Annotated in this window: 20 protein-coding genes and 1 tRNA gene; 7 read left to right on the top strand and 14 right to left on the bottom strand. The window is 72.6% G+C overall.

Annotated features, from left to right (window positions below; all coding sequences use genetic code 11):
* Positions 1–2: 2 nt before the first annotated feature.
* Both GC092_RS06680 and GC092_RS06675 read right to left on the bottom strand, forming a co-directional pair.
* The gene (locus tag GC092_RS06680) at positions 3–1,010 is read right to left on the bottom strand and encodes a tRNA (adenine-N1)-methyltransferase (protein ID WP_324014554.1); all 1,008 of its coding nucleotides are present in this window, start codon (positions 1,008–1,010) and stop codon (positions 3–5) included.
* 23 nt (positions 1,011–1,033) lie between these two features.
* Entirely contained in the window at positions 1,034–1,702 is a 669-nt protein-coding gene (locus GC092_RS06675; RefSeq protein WP_282977978.1) for an HAD family hydrolase, read from the bottom strand.
* Positions 1,703–1,774: 72 nt separating this feature from the next.
* Between GC092_RS06675 and GC092_RS06670 the strand changes: the two genes are divergently transcribed.
* Positions 1,775–2,626 carry a PAC2 family protein gene (locus tag GC092_RS06670; RefSeq protein ID WP_271172111.1) on the top strand — a complete coding sequence of 284 codons (852 nt, stop codon included), beginning with the start codon at positions 1,775–1,777 and terminating at the stop codon, positions 2,624–2,626.
* 36 nt (positions 2,627–2,662) lie between these two features.
* Here GC092_RS06670 and GC092_RS06665 read toward each other — a convergent pair whose 3' ends face one another.
* The 6 genes from GC092_RS06665 to GC092_RS06640 all read right to left on the bottom strand — a co-directional run bounded on the left by GC092_RS06665 (position 2,663) and on the right by GC092_RS06640 (position 9,254).
* A complete protein-coding gene (locus tag GC092_RS06665; RefSeq protein ID WP_271172112.1) occupies positions 2,663–3,496 on the bottom strand; it encodes an undecaprenyl-diphosphate phosphatase in 834 nt (277 codons plus the stop codon).
* 107 nt (positions 3,497–3,603) lie between these two features.
* On the bottom strand, positions 3,604–4,683 hold the full coding sequence (locus GC092_RS06660; RefSeq protein WP_324014550.1) for an AAA family ATPase: 1,080 nt from the start codon (positions 4,681–4,683) through the stop codon (positions 3,604–3,606).
* A gap of 62 nt (positions 4,684–4,745) precedes the next feature.
* Positions 4,746–6,041 carry a M20/M25/M40 family metallo-hydrolase gene (locus tag GC092_RS06655; protein WP_324014548.1) on the bottom strand — a complete coding sequence of 432 codons (1,296 nt, stop codon included), beginning with the start codon at positions 6,039–6,041 and terminating at the stop codon, positions 4,746–4,748.
* A 60-nt stretch (positions 6,042–6,101) separates the two neighbouring features.
* Positions 6,102–6,187: transfer RNA gene (locus GC092_RS06650), tRNA-Leu, on the bottom strand.
* A gap of 107 nt (positions 6,188–6,294) precedes the next feature.
* Entirely contained in the window at positions 6,295–7,383 is a 1,089-nt protein-coding gene (locus GC092_RS06645; protein WP_324014546.1) for a VIT1/CCC1 transporter family protein, read from the bottom strand.
* Positions 7,384–7,496: 113 nt separating this feature from the next.
* Positions 7,497–9,254 carry a DEAD/DEAH box helicase gene (locus GC092_RS06640; protein ID WP_374727734.1) on the bottom strand — a complete coding sequence of 586 codons (1,758 nt, stop codon included), beginning with the start codon at positions 9,252–9,254 and terminating at the stop codon, positions 7,497–7,499.
* 138 nt (positions 9,255–9,392) lie between these two features.
* Here GC092_RS06640 and GC092_RS06635 point away from each other — a divergent pair, with 138 nt between their 5' ends.
* The gene (locus GC092_RS06635; protein ID WP_282977987.1) at positions 9,393–10,217 is read left to right on the top strand and encodes an SGNH/GDSL hydrolase family protein; all 825 of its coding nucleotides are present in this window, start codon (positions 9,393–9,395) and stop codon (positions 10,215–10,217) included.
* Between the two features lie 3 nt (positions 10,218–10,220).
* On the opposite strand, the gene GC092_RS06630 is transcribed toward GC092_RS06635, so the two are convergent.
* Positions 10,221–11,048, bottom strand: coding sequence for a TrmH family RNA methyltransferase (locus tag GC092_RS06630; protein WP_324014539.1), 828 nt, complete (start codon positions 11,046–11,048; stop codon positions 10,221–10,223).
* Between the two features lie 88 nt (positions 11,049–11,136).
* On the opposite strand from GC092_RS06630, the gene GC092_RS06625 reads away from it, so the two are divergent.
* Entirely contained in the window at positions 11,137–12,003 is an 867-nt protein-coding gene (locus GC092_RS06625; RefSeq protein ID WP_271172118.1) for a Sir2 family NAD-dependent protein deacetylase, read from the top strand.
* 24 nt (positions 12,004–12,027) lie between these two features.
* Positions 12,028–12,603, top strand: a complete 576-nt coding sequence (locus tag GC092_RS06620; protein WP_324014535.1) for a histidine phosphatase family protein — start codon at positions 12,028–12,030, stop codon at positions 12,601–12,603.
* A 46-nt stretch (positions 12,604–12,649) separates the two neighbouring features.
* Here GC092_RS06620 and GC092_RS06615 read toward each other — a convergent pair whose 3' ends face one another.
* A complete protein-coding gene (locus tag GC092_RS06615; RefSeq protein ID WP_324014533.1) occupies positions 12,650–13,744 on the bottom strand; it encodes a polysaccharide deacetylase family protein in 1,095 nt (364 codons plus the stop codon).
* Positions 13,745–13,879: 135 nt separating this feature from the next.
* Here GC092_RS06615 and GC092_RS06610 point away from each other — a divergent pair, with 135 nt between their 5' ends.
* Positions 13,880–14,353 (top strand): Lrp/AsnC family transcriptional regulator, encoded by a 474-nt coding sequence (locus GC092_RS06610; RefSeq protein WP_271172121.1) that lies wholly within the window; start codon positions 13,880–13,882, stop codon positions 14,351–14,353.
* Between the two features lie 7 nt (positions 14,354–14,360).
* Here the strand turns inward: GC092_RS06610 and GC092_RS06605 are convergent, their stop codons facing one another.
* Complete coding sequence (locus tag GC092_RS06605) at positions 14,361–15,236, bottom strand: alpha/beta fold hydrolase (RefSeq protein WP_324014531.1); 876 nt, start codon at positions 15,234–15,236, stop codon at positions 14,361–14,363.
* Between the two features lie 67 nt (positions 15,237–15,303).
* On the opposite strand from GC092_RS06605, the gene GC092_RS06600 reads away from it, so the two are divergent.
* Positions 15,304–16,074 (top strand): 3'-5' exonuclease, encoded by a 771-nt coding sequence (locus GC092_RS06600; protein ID WP_324014529.1) that lies wholly within the window; start codon positions 15,304–15,306, stop codon positions 16,072–16,074.
* A 3-nt stretch (positions 16,075–16,077) separates the two neighbouring features.
* Here the strand turns inward: GC092_RS06600 and GC092_RS06595 are convergent, their stop codons facing one another.
* Positions 16,078–17,307 (bottom strand): CDP-glycerol glycerophosphotransferase family protein, encoded by a 1,230-nt coding sequence (locus GC092_RS06595; protein WP_282977997.1) that lies wholly within the window; start codon positions 17,305–17,307, stop codon positions 16,078–16,080.
* Positions 17,308–17,443: 136 nt separating this feature from the next.
* Between GC092_RS06595 and GC092_RS06590 the strand changes: the two genes are divergently transcribed.
* Positions 17,444–18,475, top strand: coding sequence for a glycosyltransferase family 2 protein (locus GC092_RS06590; RefSeq protein ID WP_324014861.1), 1,032 nt, complete (start codon positions 17,444–17,446; stop codon positions 18,473–18,475).
* 4 nt (positions 18,476–18,479) lie between these two features.
* On the opposite strand, the gene GC092_RS06585 is transcribed toward GC092_RS06590, so the two are convergent.
* The gene (locus GC092_RS06585) at positions 18,480–19,910 is read right to left on the bottom strand and encodes a CDP-glycerol glycerophosphotransferase family protein (protein WP_324014526.1); all 1,431 of its coding nucleotides are present in this window, start codon (positions 19,908–19,910) and stop codon (positions 18,480–18,482) included.
* The gene (locus GC092_RS06580) at positions 19,907–21,169 is read right to left on the bottom strand and encodes a CDP-glycerol glycerophosphotransferase family protein (RefSeq protein WP_324014524.1); all 1,263 of its coding nucleotides are present in this window, start codon (positions 21,167–21,169) and stop codon (positions 19,907–19,909) included. Before GC092_RS06580 ends, GC092_RS06585 begins: the two co-directional genes overlap by 4 nt.
* Positions 21,170–21,211: the final 42 nt, after the last annotated feature.

Raw genomic sequence — 21,211 nt, 5'->3', positions numbered from 1 at the left:
GTCTAAGCATCCTGCTCGCCCTCCCCCGACACCGCACCGGCCGCGAGGCGAGCGCCCTCCGCCGCGCGCTGCGCCTCGCGCACGCGCTTGCGGAGGTTCTTGTCGGTGATGTCGCGGTCCCCGACGGCGCCGGGGGTCCAGATCTCGAGGTCCTCGTCGGTGTAGCTCTTCTTCGACGCCCTGCGCTTCACCTCGGGGGGCACGACGCCCGGGGCGAGGCGGCGCGCCGTGATGAGGAAGCCCGTGTGCGCGACCATGCGGTGATCCGGTCGCACCGCGAGCCCGTCGACGTGCCATCCGCGCACCATCGTCTCGCTCGCCTCCGGCTCCGTGAAGCAGCCCAGCCCGCGCAGGAACTCGGCCACGCGCGACAGCTGCGTCGCGGTCGCGACGTAGCAGATGACGACGCCGCCGGGAGCGAGCGCGTCGGCGACCGGCTCGAGCACCTCCCACGGTGCGAGCATGTCGAGCACGACGCGGTCGACGCTGCCCCGCTCGACCGCGCCGGGGAGCGCCTCGGCGAGATCGCCCTCGACGACCGACCAGTGCGCAGGGCGCTCGCCGAAGAAGGTCTCGACGTTCGCCATCGCGACCTCGGCGAACTCCATGCGCCGTTCGAACGAGATGAGCCGTCCGGACGCTCCCACCGCACGCAGCAGCGACAGCGACAGCGCTCCCGAGCCGACGCCGGCCTCGACGACGACCGCGCCGGGGAAGATGTCGGCCTGCGCGACGATCGCCGCCGCGTCCTTGGGGTAGACGATCGCGGCGCCGCGCGGCATCGACATCACGAAGTCGCGGAGCAGGGGCCGCAGCGCGAGGTACTCGTGTCCGCTCGAGTTCTCCACGACCGACCCGTCGGGCTGGCCGACGAGCTGCTCGTGCCGGAGCACGCCGTGATGGGTGTGGAGCTCGCCGCGTTCGCGGAGCGTGATGGTGTGCATCCTGCCCTTCGGGCCGGTGAGCTGCACACGGTCGCCGAAGCGGAAGGGGCCGCGAGGCGCGGTCATGGGTGTCCTCCGGGAGATGGGGGTCAGGAGCGGTGGGCGCTGTACAGCGCGGTGATGTCGGCGATGCCGCGGCCCTCGAGGGTCGGCCACAGCTCGTGTGCGCCGACGCCGTCGAGACCGACGAAGTGCGGCACGCCGAGCGACACGGCGCCCGACGAGACGGCGGCGCGCAGGCCGTTGGGCGAGTCCTCGATCGCGACCGTGTGCGCGATGTCGACGTCGAGCAGCTCGGCGGCGCGCAGGTACGGGTCGGGGTGCGGCTTCGGCATCGGCACGTCGTCTCCGCCGAGCACGAGGTCGAAGGCGTCGAACTCGAGCAGCTCGACGATCGCGGCCGCCATGCGGTGCATCGACATCGTGACGAGCGCGGTCTTCACGCCGGCCGCGCGCAGCTCGCGCAGGAGCTCCTGCGCGCCAGGGCGGAACGGGACGCCGAGCTCGCCCATCTGGCGCAGCACGTCGTCGGTGAGGTGCTCGACGATCGCGTCGACCTCCATCCGCACGCCCGCTCCCTGCAGGACGCGCGCGGCGTCGTGCAGGCCGAGGCCCACGAGCTGCAGAGCCTGCTCGTGGTCCCACGTGCCGCCGAAGCTCTCCACGAGCGGCGTCTCCGCGGCCATCCAGTACGGCTCGGAGTCGATGAGGGTGCCATCCATGTCCCAGAGCACGGCGTGGGGCTGCTTCACTGTCACCGGTTCAGCCTACTGGGGCGGCATCCGGGACTAACCTGGACGGACACCCGCGCTGCGGGAGGAGGGAACCCGGTGCAGACACTCGGACGCAGGATCATCGTCGCCGCCTTCGACGGCTGGAACGACGCCGGAGAAGCCGCCACGGGAGCCGTGCGGCAGCTGCGCGAGGAGGCCGACCTCAGACCCGCGTTCTCGGTCGACCCCGAGCTCTACTTCGACTACCAGTACACGCGGCCGCAGATCGAGTCCGACGGGGAGGGCGGCCGCAGCCTCCGCTGGCCCGAGGCGACGCTGCACCGCCCCGAGCAGGGCACCGGCGACGTGTGGTTCTGGACGATCACGGGAAGCGAGCCGGCCCGCGCGTGGCGCTCGTTCGCGAGCGAGTTCGTCGACCGCGCGCTCACGGAGGGCATCACGGGCCTCGTGACGCTCGGATCGATGATGTCGGATGTGCCGCACACGCGGCCGATCTCGGTGTTCGCAAGCAGCGAGAACGCCGAGGTCCGGGCGCAGCTGGGCCTCGAGCGCTCGACGTACGAGGGGCCGGTCGGCATCCTGACCGTGCTCGGCGACGCCGCCGAGCGGGCGGGCATCCCGACGCTGTCGCTGTGGGCGAGCGTCCCGCACTACGTCGCAGGCGCGACGCCGTCGCCCAAGGCGACGCTCGCACTGCTCACGCGACTCGAGGAGCTCACGGGCGCGATCGTCCCCAAGGGGACCCTCGCGACCGACGCCGCCGCCTGGGAGGCCACGATCGACGCGGCGGCCGCGGACGACGAGGAGATGAGCGAGTACATCCGCCAGCTCGAGCAGACGCGCGACACCGTGGACTCGCCCGACGCATCGGGCGACGCGATCGCGAAGGCGTTCGAGCGGTACCTCCACCGCGACGACCCGCGCGACGGACGCGACGGCCGCCGCTGAGCGGAAGGGGCGCCGCACCTGGGCGCCCCTTCCCGATCAGTACGCGGTGAGGACGCCGGTCGCGAGCAGGGCGAACAGCACGAGGCCGAGGCCCACGCGGTACAGCACGAACGGCAGGAAGCTGCCGCGCTTGAGGTACCGCATGAGGTACGCGATGACGATCCAGCCCACGACGAACGCGATCACCGTCGCGACGAGCGTCTCGGCCATCCCGTAGCCCTGCTCGCCGGGCTCGGTGAGCGCGTGCATGAGCTCGTAGAGGCCGCTGCCGAAGACCGCGGGGACGGCGAGCAGGAAGGAGAACTCGGCCGCCGCCGTGCGGTTGTAGCCGAGCGCGCGAGCGGCGGTCGTCGTGGCCCCCGAACGCGACACGCCGGGGATGAGCGCGAGCGCCTGCGCGACGCCGAGCGTGAGCCCGTGCGGATAGGTGATGTGCGCCATGTCGCGCTCGCGACGCCCGTAGCGGTCGGCGAGACCGAGGATGATGCCGAAGACGATGAGGACGGTCGCGACGAGCCAGAGGTTGCGGAAGACGTCGCGGATGACGTCCTGGAAGAGGAAGCCGAGCACGCCGATCGGGAGCGTGCCGATGATGACGAGCCATCCCATCCGCGCGTCCGGGTCGTTGCGCGGCACGCGTCCGGACAGGGACAGGGCCCACTGCTTCACGATGTGGACGATCTTCTTCCAGAAGTACACGAGCACCGCGAGCTCGGTGCCGATCTGGGTGATCGCGGTGAAGGTCGCTCCCGGGTCCGATGCAGACGGCAGGAACTCGCCGACGACGCGGATGTGCGCGCTCGAGGAGATCGGGAGGAACTCGGTCAGGCCCTGCACGAGCCCGAGGATGATGGCTTCGATGAACGACATGGGGTCTTTCTCTCGCGATGCCGCGGCGGAGCGCGCGACGTCACGACTTTAGGCGACGGCTGCTGATGATCGCGTCAGACTCCCGGATGACCGGGGAGCGCGGGCTCCTACGTGCGGATGAGGTCGGCGATCCAGTCGGCGACCTCCTCAGCCCGAAGGTCGGTCGTGTCGATCACCTCCGCTCCCGTCTGCCTCGCCGACGGATCGCGCGATTCGCGGATCGCCCTCTCCACGCCATCCCGGATCGCTGCGGCGCCCAGTCCGCGGCGATGATCACCCACCAGAGGAGGCCCTTCCCCACGCGCCCGCGCGTGATGCCGCGACGCGAGAGCCCGGTCGGAGGCATCGAGCCAGACGACCCGCACTCCCGAGGTCAGGGCGGCCACCTCGTGGACAGTCCGCGGATCAGCGGTCATCACGACGTGGCGGACCCCTCGCCGCGCCATCGACGACGCGAGCCGCACTGCGTTCGTCGCACGCAGCGCCGACCCGGCGGGCGGATGCGCGCTCTCGCCGAGGAAGCCGAGTTGATGGCTGTCGATGTACCCGACGGCGGCGCCTGCCCATGCGAGTCTCAGGTAGGCGAGGAACCCGCTCGTCGAGAGGCCGACGCCGCCGGGACCGGTGAGCACGGTCATCCGCGGCGGCTCGCCCGCCTCGCGCGGGCTCCGGCCATCCGTCTCCGGGGGCGGAGCCGCGATGAGGTCCATGCCTGCGAGCTCCTCCGCGACGTCGGCCGCGTCTCGGCTCGTCGTGTCCACGACGGCGTCGACCCAGCGTGTGTCGAACCGACGAGCGTATGCGACGGACTCCGGGCCGAGCTCGACATTCCACCCGCGTCGCTCCACGCGCGAGAGGACCTCCCCGTCCGACGCGCGGAGATACACGACGCGGGCCTGCCGGCGCTCCCGTCCTGGAAGAAGGCGCTCGAGGTGCTCCGGGTCGTCGACGATACCGGCGACGATGAGGAGGGATGCTCCCGCAGCCCGGAACCCGGGTTCCACGGAGCGGAGCCCGTCCGCGATGAAGTCGTCCTCGGTTGCGTCGACTCCGGACGCGTTGCGCAGCTGGTCGGCGTCGATGAACGCAGCGTCGATCCCCCGCTGACGCAGTGCTCGTTGGAGAAGCCATCCGACAGTGGACTTCCCGACACCCGATGTGCCGCACAGCCAGAGCAGCGGAAGCATATCGGCGAAGCTAGCAGGTCAGACCGACGGCTGGAGGACCACCGGTGGCGACGGAGCGCGGCCTAGTACGTGCGGATGAGGTCGGTCAGCACCCGCTGGCCGAACTCCAGGGCGTCGACCGGGACGCGCTCGTCGACCCCGTGGAACATCCCCGTGAAGTCGAGGTCGCGCGGCAGCCGCAGCGGGGCGAAGCCGTAGCCGGCGATGCCGATCGTCGAGAGCGCCTTGTTGTCCGTGCCCGCGCCGAGCAGGTAGGGCAGCACGGGGACGCCGGGATCGTGCCGCCCGAGGGCGCCGACCATGGCCTCGACGAGGGGGCCCTCGAACGGGATCTCCATGCCGATGTCGCGCAGGAACATCCGGATCTCGATGTCGGGGCCGACGATGCGCTGGACCTCTGCGAGGACGGCGTCCTCCGATCCGGGGAGGACGCGGATGTCCACGGTCGCGGAGGCCGCGTCGGGGATCACGTTGTGCTTGTACCCGGCGGTGAGCCCCGTGGGGTTGGCGACCGTGCGGAACGTCGACTTCACGAAGGCCTCGGCCGGCCCTGTGTGCGCAGCGAGCGCGTCGGGATCGCGCGTGGGGTCGCCCGTGATCTCCCCGATCCCCTCGAGCAGGCGGCGGGTCGTCTCGGTGAGCTCGACCGGCCAGGTGCGCGCCCCGAGGGCCGCGACGGCCTCGGCCAGCCGCGTGACGGCGTTCTCGGGGTGGAACCTGCTGCCGTGCCCTGCGCGTCCGCGGGCGACCAGCGTGACCCACATGAGGGCCTTCTCGCCGACCTGCAGGAGATAGGCGCTGCGGTCACCCACGGGGATCGAGTACCCGCCGACCTCGCTGATCGCCTCCGTGGCGCCGTCGAACCACTCGGGGCGGTCGCGCACGACGAGCTGGGACCCCTCGACGCCGCCGTTCTCCTCGTCGGCGAAGAACGCGAGCACGAGGTCGCGCTCCGGCTGCTCCCCCGCGCGCAGCAGCTCGGCGACCGACGTGAGGATCATCGCGTCCATGTTCTTCATGTCGACCGCGCCGCGACCCCAGAGCATGCCGTCGCGGATCTCGCCCGCGAACGGATCGACCGACCAGTCGTCGGCCATCGCCGGCACGACGTCGAGGTGCCCGTGCAGCACGAGCGCCGGCTTCTCGGGATTGCGCCCCCGCACGCGCGCGCAGACGTTCGTGCGGCGCGGGATCGGCTCGTGGTACGCGGTCTCGAGGCCGAGGCCCTCGAGGTAGGCGCCCACGTACTCGGCCGCCTCGCGCTCGCCCCTCGCGTCGCCGCCGCCGAAGTTCGTCGTGTCGATCCGGATGAGATCGGCGGCGATGCGGGCGACTTCGGGGATCTCGGCTTCGGGCATGCGCTCCACGCTACCCGGAAACGGCGAAGGCCCCGGTCTCTCGACCGGGGCCTTCCGCTGTGCGCGAGGGGGGACTTGAACCCCCACGCCCTAATACGGGCACTAGCACCTCAAGCTAGCGCGTCTACCTATTCCGCCACCCGCGCATAGGGTGTGATCCGTTCTCCGGAGCTTCTCATTCCGTTTCCCGAACCGAGAGACAACATTACCACCCCTCCGGGACCCCAACGAACCGGGGTGCACCCCGGGCGCGTCACCCGAGCGACACGCCGAACAGGAGACCGAGCAGATACGTCACGGCGGCAGCCCCGAAGCCGATGCCGAGCTGCCGCAGGCCGCGCCGCAGCGGCGATCCCCCGGACAGCAGGCCGACCGTCGCACCGGTCAGCATGAGCGCGATCCCGACGAGCACGAGGGCGAGCAGCACCGCGGGCAGTCCGCCGAGCCCGAGCAGCCACGGCAGGACCGGGACGATCGCACCCGACGCGAAGAAGAGGAAGCTCGAGAGCGCGGCCCGCCACGCGCCGCCGACGACCTCGTGGGCGTCGCCGTGCCGCGCGCGGGCGGGCATGCTGCCGCGCTTCGCATCCTCGATGACGGTGCGCGCGCGCTCGAGCGCCTCCTGCTCCCCGAGGCCGCGCGCCCGGTAGACGAGCGCGAGCTCGTTCGCCTCGAGGTCGAGATCGGGCAGCCCTCCGTCGGCGTAGCCGCTCGGCTCCGTCGACTCGAGCAGCTCGCGCTGCGAGCGGACCGACACGAACTCGCCGGCGCCCATCGAGAGCGCCCCCGCGAGGAGCCCCGCGATGCCGCTCAGCAGCACGAACTCGGGGGCGACCCCTGCCGCTCCGATGCCGAGGACCAGGGCGAAGTTGCTGACGAGCCCGTCGTTGGCGCCGAAGACGGCCGCGCGGAACGTGCCGGACAGCCGACGGCGCCCCTTCGCGGCGAGGCCGCGCACGACCTCGTGGTGGATCTTCTCGTCGGCGCGCATCGCCGCGGTCGCCGACGGCTCGCTGTCGTAGGGCGAGCGCGCCTCGGCGTTCTGCGCGAGGGCGAGGACGAACACCGAGCCGAAGCGCCCGGCCATCCACCCGAGCAGGCGCGTGCGCACGCTCGCGGACGGCAGCTTCGCCGGCTCGCCGCCCAGCAGCTCGACCCAGTGCGCCTCATGGCGCCCCTCGGCCTCCGCGAGGGCGAGGAGGATCTCCCTCTCCTCACCCGAGCGCCGCCGCGCGAGCTGCTCGTAGACGGCGGCCTCCGCACGCTCGTCGACGAGGTACTGCGCCCACCTGCGGCGGTCTGCGGGGGTCGGGGCGAGCGGATGGTCGGAGGGCGCGGCCAACGTCGGGCTCCTTCGTGGAGAGGTGAGGGGGGATGCCTCCACGCTAGTTCGCGGCCCGCCGCGTCACCGCGTCAGGACGCGGATTGACAGCATTTCGGAGCGCCGAACGAGCCTCAGCTGTGCACGCGCCGGCGGAGCGTGTCGATGCGCTTCTGCAGCTGCGCGACGGTCGCCTGCGCGACGGCCGGACCCCCGCACGTCTTCCGGAGCCAGGCGTGGATCGCGCCATGCGGCTCGCCGGACTGACGCGCGTAGACGCCCACGAGGCTGTTCAGCAGCTGGCGCTGCTCCTTGAGGGTGCGGTGCAGTGGAGCGGGGAGGGTCGTCTCCTCCCCCGTCGACTGCGTGCGCGCCTCGCGCGCCTCCCGGTGCTTCGACTGGCGGCTCTGCCGCTGCATGAGCAGCTCGTGCACGTGCTCGGGCTCGAGCAGCCCGGGCAGCCCGATGAACTCGAGCTCCTCGTCGGTTCCCGGTTCCGCGAGCTGCCCGAACTGCTGCCCCTCGAACACGACGCTGTCGAAGTGCGCGACGGAGCCGAGCGACTGGAACTCGAACTCCTGCGTGAGCGCGTCGGACGCCTTGTCGCCGCGCTCCGCCGCCTCGAGCAGCGCGTCGTCGAGCCCGTCCTCGTCCTTCTCGCCGCGGTCGAGGACGTGGTCGCGCTGCCGCTCCATCTCGGTCGCGAGGGCCATGAGCACGGGGATGTTCGGCAGGAAGACGCTCGCGGCCTCTCCCCTGCGGCGAGCGCGCACGAAGCGCCCGATCGCCTGCGCGAAGAACAGCGGGGTCGACGACGACGTCGCGTAGACCCCGACCGCGAGCCGCGGCACGTCGACGCCCTCCGACACCATCCGGACCGCGACCATCCAGCGCGTGGTGTTCGCGGAGAACTGCTCGATGCGGCTCGATGCCTCGGCCTCGTCGGAGAGCACGACCGTCGGGCGCTGGCCCGTGATCTCATGCAGGATCTTCGCGTACGCGCGGGCGTTCGTCTGGTCGGTGGCGATGACGAGGCCGCCCGCATCGGGCACGTGGTGCCGGATCTCGGTGAGCCGCTTGTCCGCGGAGCGCAGGACAGCGGGCATCCAGTCGCCGTTCGGATCGAGCGCCGTCCGCCACGCCTGCGACGTGATGTCCTTCGTGTTGTCCTGGCCCAGGTGCGCCTCGAGCTCGTCTCCGGCCTTCGTGCGCCAGGTCATGTGGCCCGAGTAGACGTGGAAGAGCACGGGGCGCACGACGCCGTCGGCGAGCGCGCGGCCGTATCCGTAGCTGTAGTCGGTGATCGAGGTGCGCAGGCCCTGCGCGTCGGGCGCGTACTCGACGAACGGGATGGGCGCCTCGTCGCTGCGGAACGGCGTTCCGCTGAGGGAGAGGCGCCGGACCGCGGGCGTGTACGCCTCGCGGATGCCGTCGCCCCAGCTGAGGGCGTCACCGCCGTGATGCACCTCGTCGAGGATGACGAGCGTGCGCGCGCTCTTCGTGAGCTCGCGATGCACCTCAGGCTTCATCGCGACCTGCGCATAGGTCACGACGACCCCGTGATAGTGGCGCGCCGGCTGCCAGTGGCTGTTCTTGAACTCGGGATCGAGGCGGATGCTCACGCGCGCCGCGGCGTCGGCCCACTGCGTCTTGAGGTGCTCGGTCGGGCACACGACGATGATCCGATCGACCTCGCCGCGATGGCGCAGCTCGTTCGCGAGGGTCAGCGCGAAGGTCGTCTTGCCGGCGCCGGGGGTGGCGGCGACGAGGAAGTCACGGCGGTCGGGCTGCGCGAAGTAGATGTCGAGCGCCTCCTGCTGCCACGCGCGCAGCTTGCCCGCCGTCCCCCAGGGAGCTCTCTGCGGATAGGACGGACTCAGCACGGGGATCAACCCTAGACGGTGCCGCGGACACGATCTCCAGCGTTCGTCGAGACTAGCCCCGGGCGCCGAAACCGGTGCGGGGTGCGCTGGTCTCGACGACCGGGACTAGTCTCGATAGGCGCGGACGAGGCACGGAGGCGAGGGACCATGGCGACGGGCGACGAGACGCGGATGGCGGCGGCCGACAACGAGGGAGTCCACCCCTGGCGGCGCTATGTCGCGCTCGGCGACTCGTTCACCGAGGGGATCGGCGACCCGGATCCTGCGGCGCCGGGCGGCCATCGCGGATGGGCGGATCGCGTCGCCGAGGTGCTCGCGACGCAGGTCGACGACTTCGCCTACGCCAACCTCGCCGTGCGCGGGCGCCTCATCGGCCAGATCGTCGACGAGCAGGTCGAGCCGGCGATCGCGCTGCGCCCCGACCTCGTGACGTTCTGTGCGGGCGGCAACGACGTCATCCGCCCCGGCACCGATCCCGACGCGATCGCCGCCCAGTTCGAGGCAGCCGTCGAGCGCCTGGGCTCTCAGGGCGCGACGATCGTCGTCTTCACCGGGATCGACGTCGCCTGGACGCCGGTCTTCCGCCCGTTCCGCGGCAAGATCGCGATCTACAACGAGAACATCCGGGCGATCGCCGACCGCCACGACTGCGTCGTCGCCGACCAGTGGGCGCTCAAGGAGATCCAGGATCCGCGCTTCTTCGCGGCCGATCGGCTGCACATGAACCCGCTCGGGCACCACGAGGTCGCCCGCATGGTGCTGCGCGCGCTCAACGTCCCGAACGACCTGCAGCCGCTCCAGCCCGACCCGCGGCCCGCGACCTCCTGGCGCGCGGCGCGGCAGAACGATCTCGTGTGGGCCCGCAGCCACCTCGTCCCGTGGGTGCTGCGGCGGCTCCGCCATCAGTCCTCGGGAGACTTCGTCTCGGCGAAGCGCCCGCAGCCCGGCCCGGTCTCGATCGCGGAGGACTGACCGTCAGCCCGCGGGCGGGTGCTGCAGCGCCCACAGCGCGACCGCGGCCGCCGATGCGACGTTGAGCGAGTCGACGCCGCCCGCCATGGGGATCGTCACGACGGTGTCGGCCGCGGCGAGCGCGCGACGGCTGAGCCCGTCGCCCTCGGAGCCCATCGCGAACGCGACCCGCTCCGGGCGGCGGGCGGCAAAGGCATCGAGCGGCACCGCGTCGTCGGCGAGCGCCATGGCGGCCAGGTGGAAGCCCGACGCGGTGAGCAGCTCGCGCGCGCCCACGCCCTCCCGAGGCGCCCACTCCGGCAGCCGCGTCCAGGGCACCTGGAACACCGTTCCCATGCTCACCCGCACGCTGCGACGGTAGAGGGGGTCCGCGCACCGCGGCGTCACGAGCACGGCGTCCGCGCCGAGACCCGCGGCCGCGCGGAAGGCGGCGCCCACGTTGGTGTGGTCGACGATGTCCTCGAGCACGAGCACTGTCCTCGCGTGAGCGAGCACGTCCGCGACCGCGGGCGGCTCAGGACGCTGCATGGCCGCGAGCATGCCCCGGTGCACCGCGAACCCCGTCACCTGCTCGGCGACCTCGTCGGGGACGACGTACACCGGGACATCCCGATCGCCCACGAGCCGCTCGACGTCCGGAAGCCACTTGCGCGCCGTGAGCACCGACCGCGGCGCGTGGCCCGCGGCGAGCGCACGGCCGAGCACCTTCGCGGACTCGGCCATGTAGAGGCCGCGCTCGGGCTCGCTGACGCGGCGCAGCGCCACGTCGGTGAGGTCGCGGTAGTCGGCGAGGCGCTCGTCGGCGGGGTCGTCGATCGGGTGCAGGATCATCCGTCCATCGTCCCATCCGGGCGCGGGATGAGCCGTCCGTAACCTCCGCGAAAGACAGCGCGCCTAGACTCGGCCACGAGGAGGCTCCATGGTTCTCACCGAGCGGATCGACGCGGGCGCGGCCGCCGGCGTCCGGCAGGCGATCGAGGTGCTCGCGGGGCGCCGCATCGCCGTGCTGACCGGTGCCGGCGTGTCGACGGACTCCGGCATCCCCGACTACCGAGGCGAGGGTGCGCCCCGCCGCACGCCGATGACGGCGCAGACGTTCCTCTCCGACGAGGCGGCGCGGCGGCGCTACTGGGTCGGATCGCACCTCGGCTGGAAGGCGTTCGCGGCCGCCGAGCCCAACGCGGGGCACGCCGCGATCGCCGCCCTCGAGCGCACGGGCGTCGCCACGGGCGTCGTCACCCAGAACGTCGACGGGCTCCACCTGCGCGCGGGATCGCGCAGGGTCGTCGAGCTGCACGGCACGATGCGCCGGGTTCTCTGCACGCACTGCGGGCAGGTGTTCGACCGCCGCGACGTCGGCGAGCGCCTCGAACGGGAGAACCCGTGGATCACGGTGCCGGACCGCGTGCAGCTCGGGCCGGACGGCGATGTCCTCCCCGCGTCGTCGGAGGGCTTCGTCGTCCCGGACTGCACGGTGTGCGGAGGCGTCCTGAAGCCCGAGGTCGTGTTCTTCGGCGAGTTCATCCCCGCGGAGAAGTTCCGGGAGGCCGAGCAGCTCGTGGCCACGAGCGGGGCCCTGCTCGTGGCGGGCTCCTCGCTCGTCGTAAACTCGGGCATCCGGCTCGTCGAGCGCGCACGGCGTCGTCGGATCCCCGTCGTGATCGTCAACCGCGGGGAGACCCGCGCCGACCGGCGCGCGACGGTGAAGGTCGACGCGGGCACGAGCGAGGTGCTCGCCGCGCTGGCCGACGAGCTGCCGGCCCTTCGAGGATCCGGCGCTCTCTGAGGCACGTGCCCCTAGGCTCGAGGGGTGACCGTCATCACCCTCGTCCGCCATGGGCAGACCGACTGGAACATGCTCGGCCGCGTGCAGGGCCGCACCGACATCCCGCTCAACGACACCGGACGCGCTCAGGCGCGCGAGGCCGCTGAGGCGCTGCGCCACGGCGGATACGCAGCGGTCGTGTCGAGCCCGCTGAGCCGCGCACGAGAGACCGCCGAGATCATCGCCGGCGTCCTGGGGGTGCCGGGGCCCGCCCTGTACGACGGGCTCGTCGAGCGCGACTACGCCTCGGCCGAGGGCATGACCTCGGAGGACCTCTGGAAGCTCCAGCGCCGCGCCATGGGTCCTGACGCCGAGAGCGACGAGGCGGTTGCGACCAGGGCCGTGGCCGCGCTGCGCGACGCCGCTGCGGCGCACGCGCATGTCGACGGACCGCTCATCGCGGTCGCGCACGGGTCGCTCATCCGGGTGCTCATCGCCCTCGCTTCGGACGGCGAGTTCCCCCGCCCCGGCGAGCGCGTCGAGAACGGGTCGCAGCACGCGTTCCGCCTGGACGACGAGGGCCTCTCGCTCCTGTCGTACTCCGCTGTCCCTGCCGACTGACGCACGCGTCTCTCCCACGGCAACCGAGACACGCCGATCTGGCGTCTCAGCTCACGGCGTCGATGAAGGCCTCGAGGCCCATCCCGTAGTCGATCCGCACGCGCGGGAGGGCGAGCTTGTCGGCGCCGGGACGGACGAACCCCGGCTCGATCGTCACCGCCATCTCGAAGCCCGCGTCGGCGACACCCTGCTTGCTCCGCTCGTCGTAATGGCCGAACGGGTAGGCGACCACCTCCGCCGCCCCGAGGATGTCCGCCGACGTGCGCAGATCCGCGGCGATCTCCTCGGGGGTCCAGTTGACCATCCGTCCGCGCCCGTCCGCACCCGGATCGTGCATGTCGTGCGTGTGCGAGCGCTGCAGCACGTACGGCGACGGCGTCGGCTCCGAACGCCACTTCGTGATGACGAACGACGTCGCGAGCACGCCGTGCTCGTCGAGCACGGGCACCGCGAGGTCGAACCAGGACGCGTGCGCGTCGTCGTCCGTGACGATGACCGAGCGCTCGGGCAGCCGCAGCCGCCCGTCGATGAACGCCGACAGCTCGCGCCAGCTCGGCAGGTAGTAGCCCTCGTCGGCGAGATAGGCCATGTGCTGCTCGAAGTCGCCCGCATACGCCCAGTTGAGCCGGAGGGGGTCGTCCACGCCGGCGGGGTCGGCGGTGAACTGGTGGTACATGAGGATCGGCACCCCGACGTCGGCGGCTGCCGTCTCCTCGGGGGTCGTCCACGCGGCGTGCAGCGGGAGCCTGCGGTCCTCGTCGCATGAGACGACGTCGGCGATGTTCACGCGCTGCGTGACGTCGAGGGCCGCCGCCGCCTCGGCGTCGAGGTACCAGCCGGCGAACACCGCGCCCTCGCGCTCCGGCAGCGGCAGCTCGGCGACGTGCGCGCCCTCGGTGGCGAGAACGGGATCGAGCGCGATGCCCTCCCCCGCGAAGGTGACAGCGCACGCGGCAGGGTCGCCGGCCTCCTCGAGCAGAGCTGCGGCCGCATCGGGCGCTGCGGTCGGGCTCGAGGGGGCGGATGCACCGGGCGCGGATGGCGAGGACGAGGACGGCGCGGATGGCGCGCATGAGAGCACGAGGACCGCTGCCGCGGCGACGACGGGAAGCGCGAGGAGGCGGCGGCGGGAGGCTCTCATATCCCGGTCAGGATAGCCGCTCGCGCAGTCACGGCCGTGTCGGCCGGGGTTCCGGACCAGCACGCGCAATCGATCCGATAACGACTGAGCAGGATGCGCAATCGCGCGACGGCCCGGGTGCTACCGTCTCTCTCTATGGCCTCCCTCGATCACGTCGATCTCGAGCTCCTCGCCGCGCTCTCCGAGGACCCGCGGGCGACGGTCGTCGCGCTCGCGGAGCGCCTTCGCCTCTCCCGCAACACCGTCCAGGCCCGCATGGCGCGCCTTGAGCGCGCGGGCGTGTTCCACTCGTTCGAGCGCGCGATCTCGACCGAGGGCCTGGGCTTCCCGCTCCAGGCGTTCCTGTCGATCGGCGTGCGCCAGCCCGAGCTCCCTGCGATCACGGACGAGCTGCGGCGCATCCCCGAGGTCATCCAGGTCTACGGCGTGAGCGGGCAGGTCGACCTGCTCGCGCTCGTGGCGTGCCGCGACGCGCGCCACCTCTTCGACGTCGACGCCCGCATCCTGTCCGTCTCGGGTGTCGAGCGCACCGAGACGTCCCTCGTGATGAGCGAGGCCATCCCCTACCGCGTGAGCGGCCTCATGGAGCTCGCGCGCCGCGAGCGCTGAGCGCGCCTCACACGAACGAGCGGATGGCCTCGGCCGCTTCCGCGGGCCTCTCGTAGTGGATGAGGTGGCCGACGTCGGCCAGCTCGACGAGCCGCGCATCGGGGAACAGCCCGCGCAGCGCGCGCTCGGCCTCGATCGGCGTGATGTCGTCGCGGTCGGCGGCGATGAGCAGCGTGGGCTGGGCGATGCGCGGGGCGAACGCGCGCACATCGTGCGACACGCTCGTGACGAACGCCTCGCGCAGCGCCTGCCGGTCGGCGAACCCCGAGAAGAAGCGATCATGCTGGTCGTGGATCCAGCGGCGCAGGGCCCTGTCGCGCGTCTTCGCCATCGCGATGCTCATGATCCGCACGATCACCGGCCAGCGCAGGAGCCACGTGCCGACGGGATCGGGCAGCCGAGCGCCCGCCGCGTAGTAGAGCACCGCCAGGCGCGTCAGCACGCCCCGGGGCCCCTCGAGCGCGGGCGCGCCGATCGGGTTCACGAGGATGAGCCGCGGTGTCGGCAGTCCGCGGGCGACGGCCGCGGACGCGACGATCGATCCGAACGAGTGCCCGAGCACGACGGCGCCCGGCGCGACCTCGGCGGCGAAGGCGGTGAGCCACGCGACGAACGCATCCAGGTCGAGGGGCCGGCCCGGCACGGGCGGCGTCTCGCCGAAGCCCGGCAGGTCGGGCATGACGACGCGCACGCCGGGCAGATGCGCGACGACCGGCTCGAGCCCGTGGTGGTCCCCGCGGAACCCGTGCACCGCCAGGATGCTCGTCTCGGCGTCGTCAGGCCCGTACACCCAGTAGGCCGTCCGCGTGCCCAGGACCTCGACCTCCGCGCGGCGGACGGGGATGCGGGCGAGGCGGGACGCGTACGGGGAGGCGACGGGCACCGCACGAGTCTACGTTCGCCGGGGTGGCATACGCGGGTTTGTCCCCGCTGCGCCCTACATTCTCCCTATGGCGACATCATGGCCGGATCCGCCGCCCCTGTTCGAGCTCGACGACGCGGGCGAGCGCCCCACCTGGTTCGCCGCGCCCGGCGGGCGCCTGGATCGCCTCGGGGTGTTCGACCTCGAGACGACGGGCGTCGACGTCGAGTCCGACCGCATCGTCACGGCCTACGTCGGACTCCTCTCGGCCGACGGCACGGTCCTGCGGTCGCGTCACTGGATGGCCGACCCGGGCATCGACATCCCCGAGGGAGCGACCGCGGTCCACGGCATCACGACCGAGCGGGCGCGCGCGGAAGGGCGGCCGGCAGCCGAGGTCGTCGCCGAGGTCGTGTCGGCGCTCCGCGCGATCTTCGCCGAGGGCGTGCCGATCGTCGCGTACAACGCGCCCTTCGACTTCTCCCTGCTCAAGCACGAGGCCCTGCGCCACGGCGTCGAGCCGATCGCGTCGCCCACCCCCGTGCTCGATCCGCTCGTCGTCGACAAGACGTGCGACCGGTATCGCCGCGGCAAGCGCACGCTCGCGACCGTCGCGGCGCACTACGACGTGGTCCTCGAGGCCGCGCACGACGCGTCGGCCGACGCCGTGGCCGCGGGGCGGCTCGCCTTCGCGCTCGTCGAGCGCTACGCGGGGATGCTCCCCGAGGATGTCGCGGAGCTGCACGACCGGCAGATCGGCTGGGCGCGCGAGCAGGCGGAGAGCCTCACCGAGTACTTCGTGAAGATCGGCCGGCTCGACCCCGCCGACGCGCTCGACGGCAGCTGGCCGATCCGCTGAGGATCAGGACGACGAGCGCGCGCGCCACTCCTCCCAACTCGCCATGAGCTGCTCGATGGCGGCGTGGAACTTCGCCGTGGCGACCCCCGGCGTCGTGTCGCCGAAGTAGTGAGCGACCCAGTGCGCGAGGCGCTGCGCTGCCTCAGGATCCTCGCGCACGCGCTCGACGTGCGCGACGATGTCCGGGGCGTCGGCCGGCTCGAGCCATTCGCACGCCGACAGGTAGCCGCCCTCGTCGATCTCCGCAGCGGGGTCGGCGGGCCTCGTGATGAGCAGGGGCTTGCCGACCGCGAGCCGGTCGTAGACCATCGCCGAGATGTCGACGATCGCGACATCGGCCGCCGCGAGCTGCCATCCGAGCTCCGGCCGATCGTCGTAGACGTGCTGCGCGGACGGGTCCTTCTGGTTGGCCGCGCGGATGGCCTGGATGATCCGCTCGTTCGCCTCCCCGAACGCCGCGTTCACGACACCACTGCGCGGATGCGGACGGTAGATGACGCGGTGGCGGCCGGTCGCGAGGAGCGCCGCGACGAGCGCCTCCCCGTGCGAGGCCACCGAGCCGTAGCGCGCGGCGGGGCGGTCGCCCTCCCAGGTCGGCGCGTACAGCACGACCGTGCGCTCGTCGGGCGTGTAGGGCAGCTCGCCCGAGTAGTGATCGGCCTGCGGGCGGCCGATCTCGATCGTGCGCGCATCGACGTCGTAGTCCCACAGCACGCGGGAGAGGCGGTCGCGCGCGGCCTGGCCCGCGACGAGAGCGCGGTCGTAGGCCTTGTACTGATTGGTCGTCATGTACATCTTGTCGGACTCGCCGTGGTTGATGAACACGTGCCAGCGCTCGCCGTACCGGAACATCTGGAAGTTGCGCGTGTTCTGGTTCACGTAGAGCACGATGCGGATGTCCTGCGCCTCGAGGAACCGCTCGATGCTCGTCACGCTCGGGGTGAACGCCACCGGCAGCGCGCCGTCGTCGAGAAGCGCCTGCGCCCCGAGCGAGTTGCGCGCCATGACGACGACCGGCCAGCGCTCGGCGAGCTCCTGCAGCGGTCGGTACCACTGGCGCATCTGGTACATGTTGACCGCGCCGTCGGCGAAGTACACCGCGATCCGGAACCTCCGCGGCGTGAGCGGGGGCCGCGTGGCGAGCGTGCGGCGCACCGTCCTGTGTGCGTTCCGCGTCGCGACGGCCTTCCGGAGGAGCTTGATCGCCTTCTTCACATCGCGCGTCACACCCACCCGACCAGGCTACCGGGGGCTTTCCCGGCGGCCGTCATGGGATGATCGTCGAATGCGTAACGATCCCCTGCCGGGCCCCCGCGCGCCTCGGAGGGACGCGCCGTCGGTCCCGCTCGACGCGGGTGTGTCGTTCGTGATGCCGGTTCTCAACGAGGCCCCGTACCTGCGCCGCGCGGTCGAGTCGACCCTCGCGCAGGAGATCCCCGGGCCCGTCGAGCTCGTCCTCGCGCTCGGACCCTCGTCCGACGGCACGACCGAGCTCGCGCGCGCTCTCGCGGAGGAGGATGAGCGCATCCTCCTCGTCGACAACCCCGCCGCCGACATCCCGGTCGGGCTCAACGCGGCCATCCGCGCGAGCACGCACCCCACGATCATCCGCGTCGACGCCCACTCGGAGCTCACGCCGGGCTACGCGGCCCGCGCTCTGGAGACGCTCGGTCGCACCCGCGCGGGCAACGTCGGCGGCGTGATGCGGGCAGACGGACGGACGCCGTTCCAGCGCGCAGCCGCCTGGGCGTACAACTCCCCCGTGGGGCTCGGCGGCGGCGCGTACCACGGAGGGTCGCGCGAGGGCGAGGCCGAGTCGGCGTACCTCGGCGTCATGCGACGCGCCGTTCTCGAGGAGGTCGGGCTCTTCGACGAGACCATCCGCCGCGGCGAGGACTGGGAGCTCAATCTGCGCATCCGCACGGCGGGCTACCGCGTCTGGTTCGATCCCGCGCTGTCGGTGACCTACTGGCCGCGCGAGCGGTGGACGCGCCTCGCGCAGCAGTTCCTCGCCACCGGCCGCTGGCGCGGTGAGCTCTTCCGCCGCTACGGACGCCGCAACTCGCTCAAGTACTTCGCGCCGCCCGCGCTCGTGATCCTCGTGGCGCTCGCCGCGATCAGCGGGGCACTGCAGCTCGCCGGCGTGCCCGCTCCCGGTCTCGCCGTCGCGACGTGGGCCCTGTGCGCACCGCTCGTCGCCTACGCCGCGCTCGTCGCGGCGGTCGCGATCGGCGCGCGGGCGCCCGGGCCGTTCGGATGGCGGGAGCGGGCATGGCTGCTCGCGGTGCTGCCGACCATGCACCTGTCGTGGGGAACGGGGTTCCTCACGGGCGCCGTGCGCGGCGCGCACGACACCGTCGACACCTCGCGCCTCTCCGGACGCAACACGCCGCTGCCGTAGCGGGTCAGCCGACCGGCAGGAGCCCCTGGTCGATGAGGCGCGCGACCACGCGCTCGGCGGCACGGCCGTCCTCGCGCGCATTGAACGCGCGTCGCCACGCCGCGTAGCGCTCGGCGTACTCCGCGGGATCCGCCGCGAGCGCGGCGAGGAGGCCGTCCATGTCCTGCACGAGCGGGCCGGGGGCGCGCGCGGCGAGGTCGAAGTAGAACCCGCGCAGAGCGCCCCGGTAGTGGGCGAGATCGGGCACGAGGAAGTACATGGGCTTGCCCGTGACGCTGAAGTCGAACATCACCGACGAGTAGTCGGTGATGAGCGCATCGGCGGCGAGGAGGAGCTCTGACGTGTCGGGGTACGCCGTGACGTCGACGACCCGCGGACCCGCGACGTCGCGCCCGGGGATGAGGGTGCGCGAGTGCCCGCGGACGAGCACGACGGCGTCCGCCTCGACCGCGAGTCGCGCCGGGTCGATGAACGCCACGATCTCGTCGCGGTCGTCGCGCCAGGTCGGCGCGTACAGCAGCACGCGCTCCCCCGGCTCGATGCCGAGGCGCTCGCGCACGGCGAGCGGGTCGCCCGTGACGAGCGCGTCGTTGCGCGGGTAGCCCTCGACCCAGACGGGCTTGCGGAAGAAGGCGTAGGCGCGCGCGAGGATCCTCGCGGCGTACGGATTCTGCGCGAGGAGCACGTCCCACCGGCGCGACTCCTTGATGACCGCTCCCCATCGGCGCGGCGCGAACCCCTTGCGGTGGAGGGCGAGGCGCTTGAGCGGCGTGCCGTGCCAGGTCTGCAGCACGCGCTGGCCATCACGGCGGGCGAACGCGCGGCGGAGCCAGTCGTTGACGATCACGAGCTTCGCGACGCTCCGGGCGCGCCACCACTCGGGGCTCCCCTCGACGACCGCGACCGCGCCATCCGGGACCGCCACGGAGAGATCGACCACGCTCCAGTAGCGGGTGACCCCCGGGGCGCGGAGCGCGATCTCCCGGTCGAGCGCGAGCGGGTTGCAGCTCGCGCTGCGCCCGTAGAAGCTCTCGAAGAAGACCGCGTCCTCGAGCGGCGCGGTGTGCGAGAGGTAGCGGCGCTCGAGCGAGCCCTGCGCCTCTCCGCCGTCGTACACGGGGTCGACGGGCGGGCCGACGAGCACCGTGTCGCCGTCGAGCTGCGCGCGCAGCGTGCCCAGCATCTCGACCGGCAGGGTCGCATCGAGCTCGGCGCCGGCGACGGCCACGCGATAGCGTCCGGACGGGAGCGGTCGCTCGGGCCCGCCCCAGCGGGCCGCGACGAGCGCGAAGCGCACCGACCATCCGCCCCCGCTCGCGGAGACCGCGCCCTCGACCGCCGCGCGCGACCCCTCGAGGCGCGCCGAGGCGGGCGCGTCGCCCTCTCCCTCCACGACGAGGGCGGGGCCGTCCTGCTCGAACCGGGCGGTCGTCATCGGTTTCCTCTCCTCGGGCCCCTGGCCCGCGCGCGTCGAGCGACGATCGCATCGTGCACACGCCGGGCGCTGCCGCCGTCGCGGAACGCGTGCACGCGCTCGCTCAGTCTCGCAGACCGCGCGGTGCGATCTGCGAGCGCCGCGGGGTCGGAGGCGACCTCCGTCAGCTGCGCGACGAGGCCGGGCCAGCCGGTCGCGTAGTCCTCGCCGGCGACGTCCTCGTATCGGCCGTAGAAGCCCCGTCGCGCGCGGTACGCCTCCAGATCGGGGGCAAGGTACAGCACGGGCAGGGGCACGAGGCCCGCGTCGTACGCGAGCGACGAGTAGTCCGTCACGAGGACATCCAGTCCGGGGAGCGCCGCCGTGACGTCGCGCAGCCGATCGGAGCCGAGGTCGCGCACCCGGTCCGTCGGGAAAGGCGGCACGTACGCGCCCGCCCCCAGGCGGTGCGAGCGGACGAGCAGCACGAGGTCGGCCGCGGCGAGCGCGTCCACGATCTCGCGCCACTCCTCAGCCGTGGGAACGGCCGGGTCGGGCTCGCCGTCGCGCCAGGTCGGGGCGTAGAGCACGAGACGCGCGCCGTCGGGAAGATCGCCGACCGCCGCACGCAGGAGCTGCCGCGCGCGAGCGCTGCGCTCGTCCGCGGTGCCCGCGCTCAGCACGTCGACCCGGGGCTCCCCCGTCACCGCCACGCGGTCATCCGGCAGCGCGAACGCCGACTCGAGGCGCCCCCGCACGAGGTGCGACGCGGCAGGGAGCAGCCGGATCCGGTGCTGCGCTCCCCGATACAGCCGGGCCAGCAGCCCGCGGACGAGCATCGAGTCGGGCAGCAGCGCCGAGCGGACCGTCTCGGGCGAGTCGAGGCCGATGCGCTTGAGCGGGATGCCGTGCCAGAGCTGCACGAGGAATCCGCCCGACACGGCATACGGGTTGACATCGCCCGTGCCGTAGGACACGACGAGGACGCCGCCGCGCGCGGTCGCCCAGAACCCGCGCCAGGAGAGCTTCGGGAGGGTCGGGATGCCCCGCGCGGCCGCCTCCTCCGCCTCGCGCGAGTCCGACGTCAGCCACACGGCCCGGTGCCCCTCGGCGGCCGCCACCTCCCACAGCGCGAGCGGCCCGTCGCCGACGCCCGCGCCGCATCCGAAGACCCAGCGGTCGCCGCGTGGGATCGCGAGCGTCGCGATCCTCCCCAGCGCATACAGGGGCAGGCGCAGGAGCTTCGCCGCGTTGCCCGCACCGAACGAGAAGGACGCCACCCCACGAGCGTACTGGTGGGGCGGCGTCCTTCCGGTCAGCCC

Source organism: Microbacterium sp. JZ37, from assembly GCF_035188445.1.
Taxonomy (GTDB): domain Bacteria; phylum Actinomycetota; class Actinomycetes; order Actinomycetales; family Microbacteriaceae; genus Microbacterium; species Microbacterium barkeri.
The sequence above is the reverse complement of the archived record's forward strand: the minus strand, read 5'-3'. Positions and strand labels throughout refer to the sequence as shown.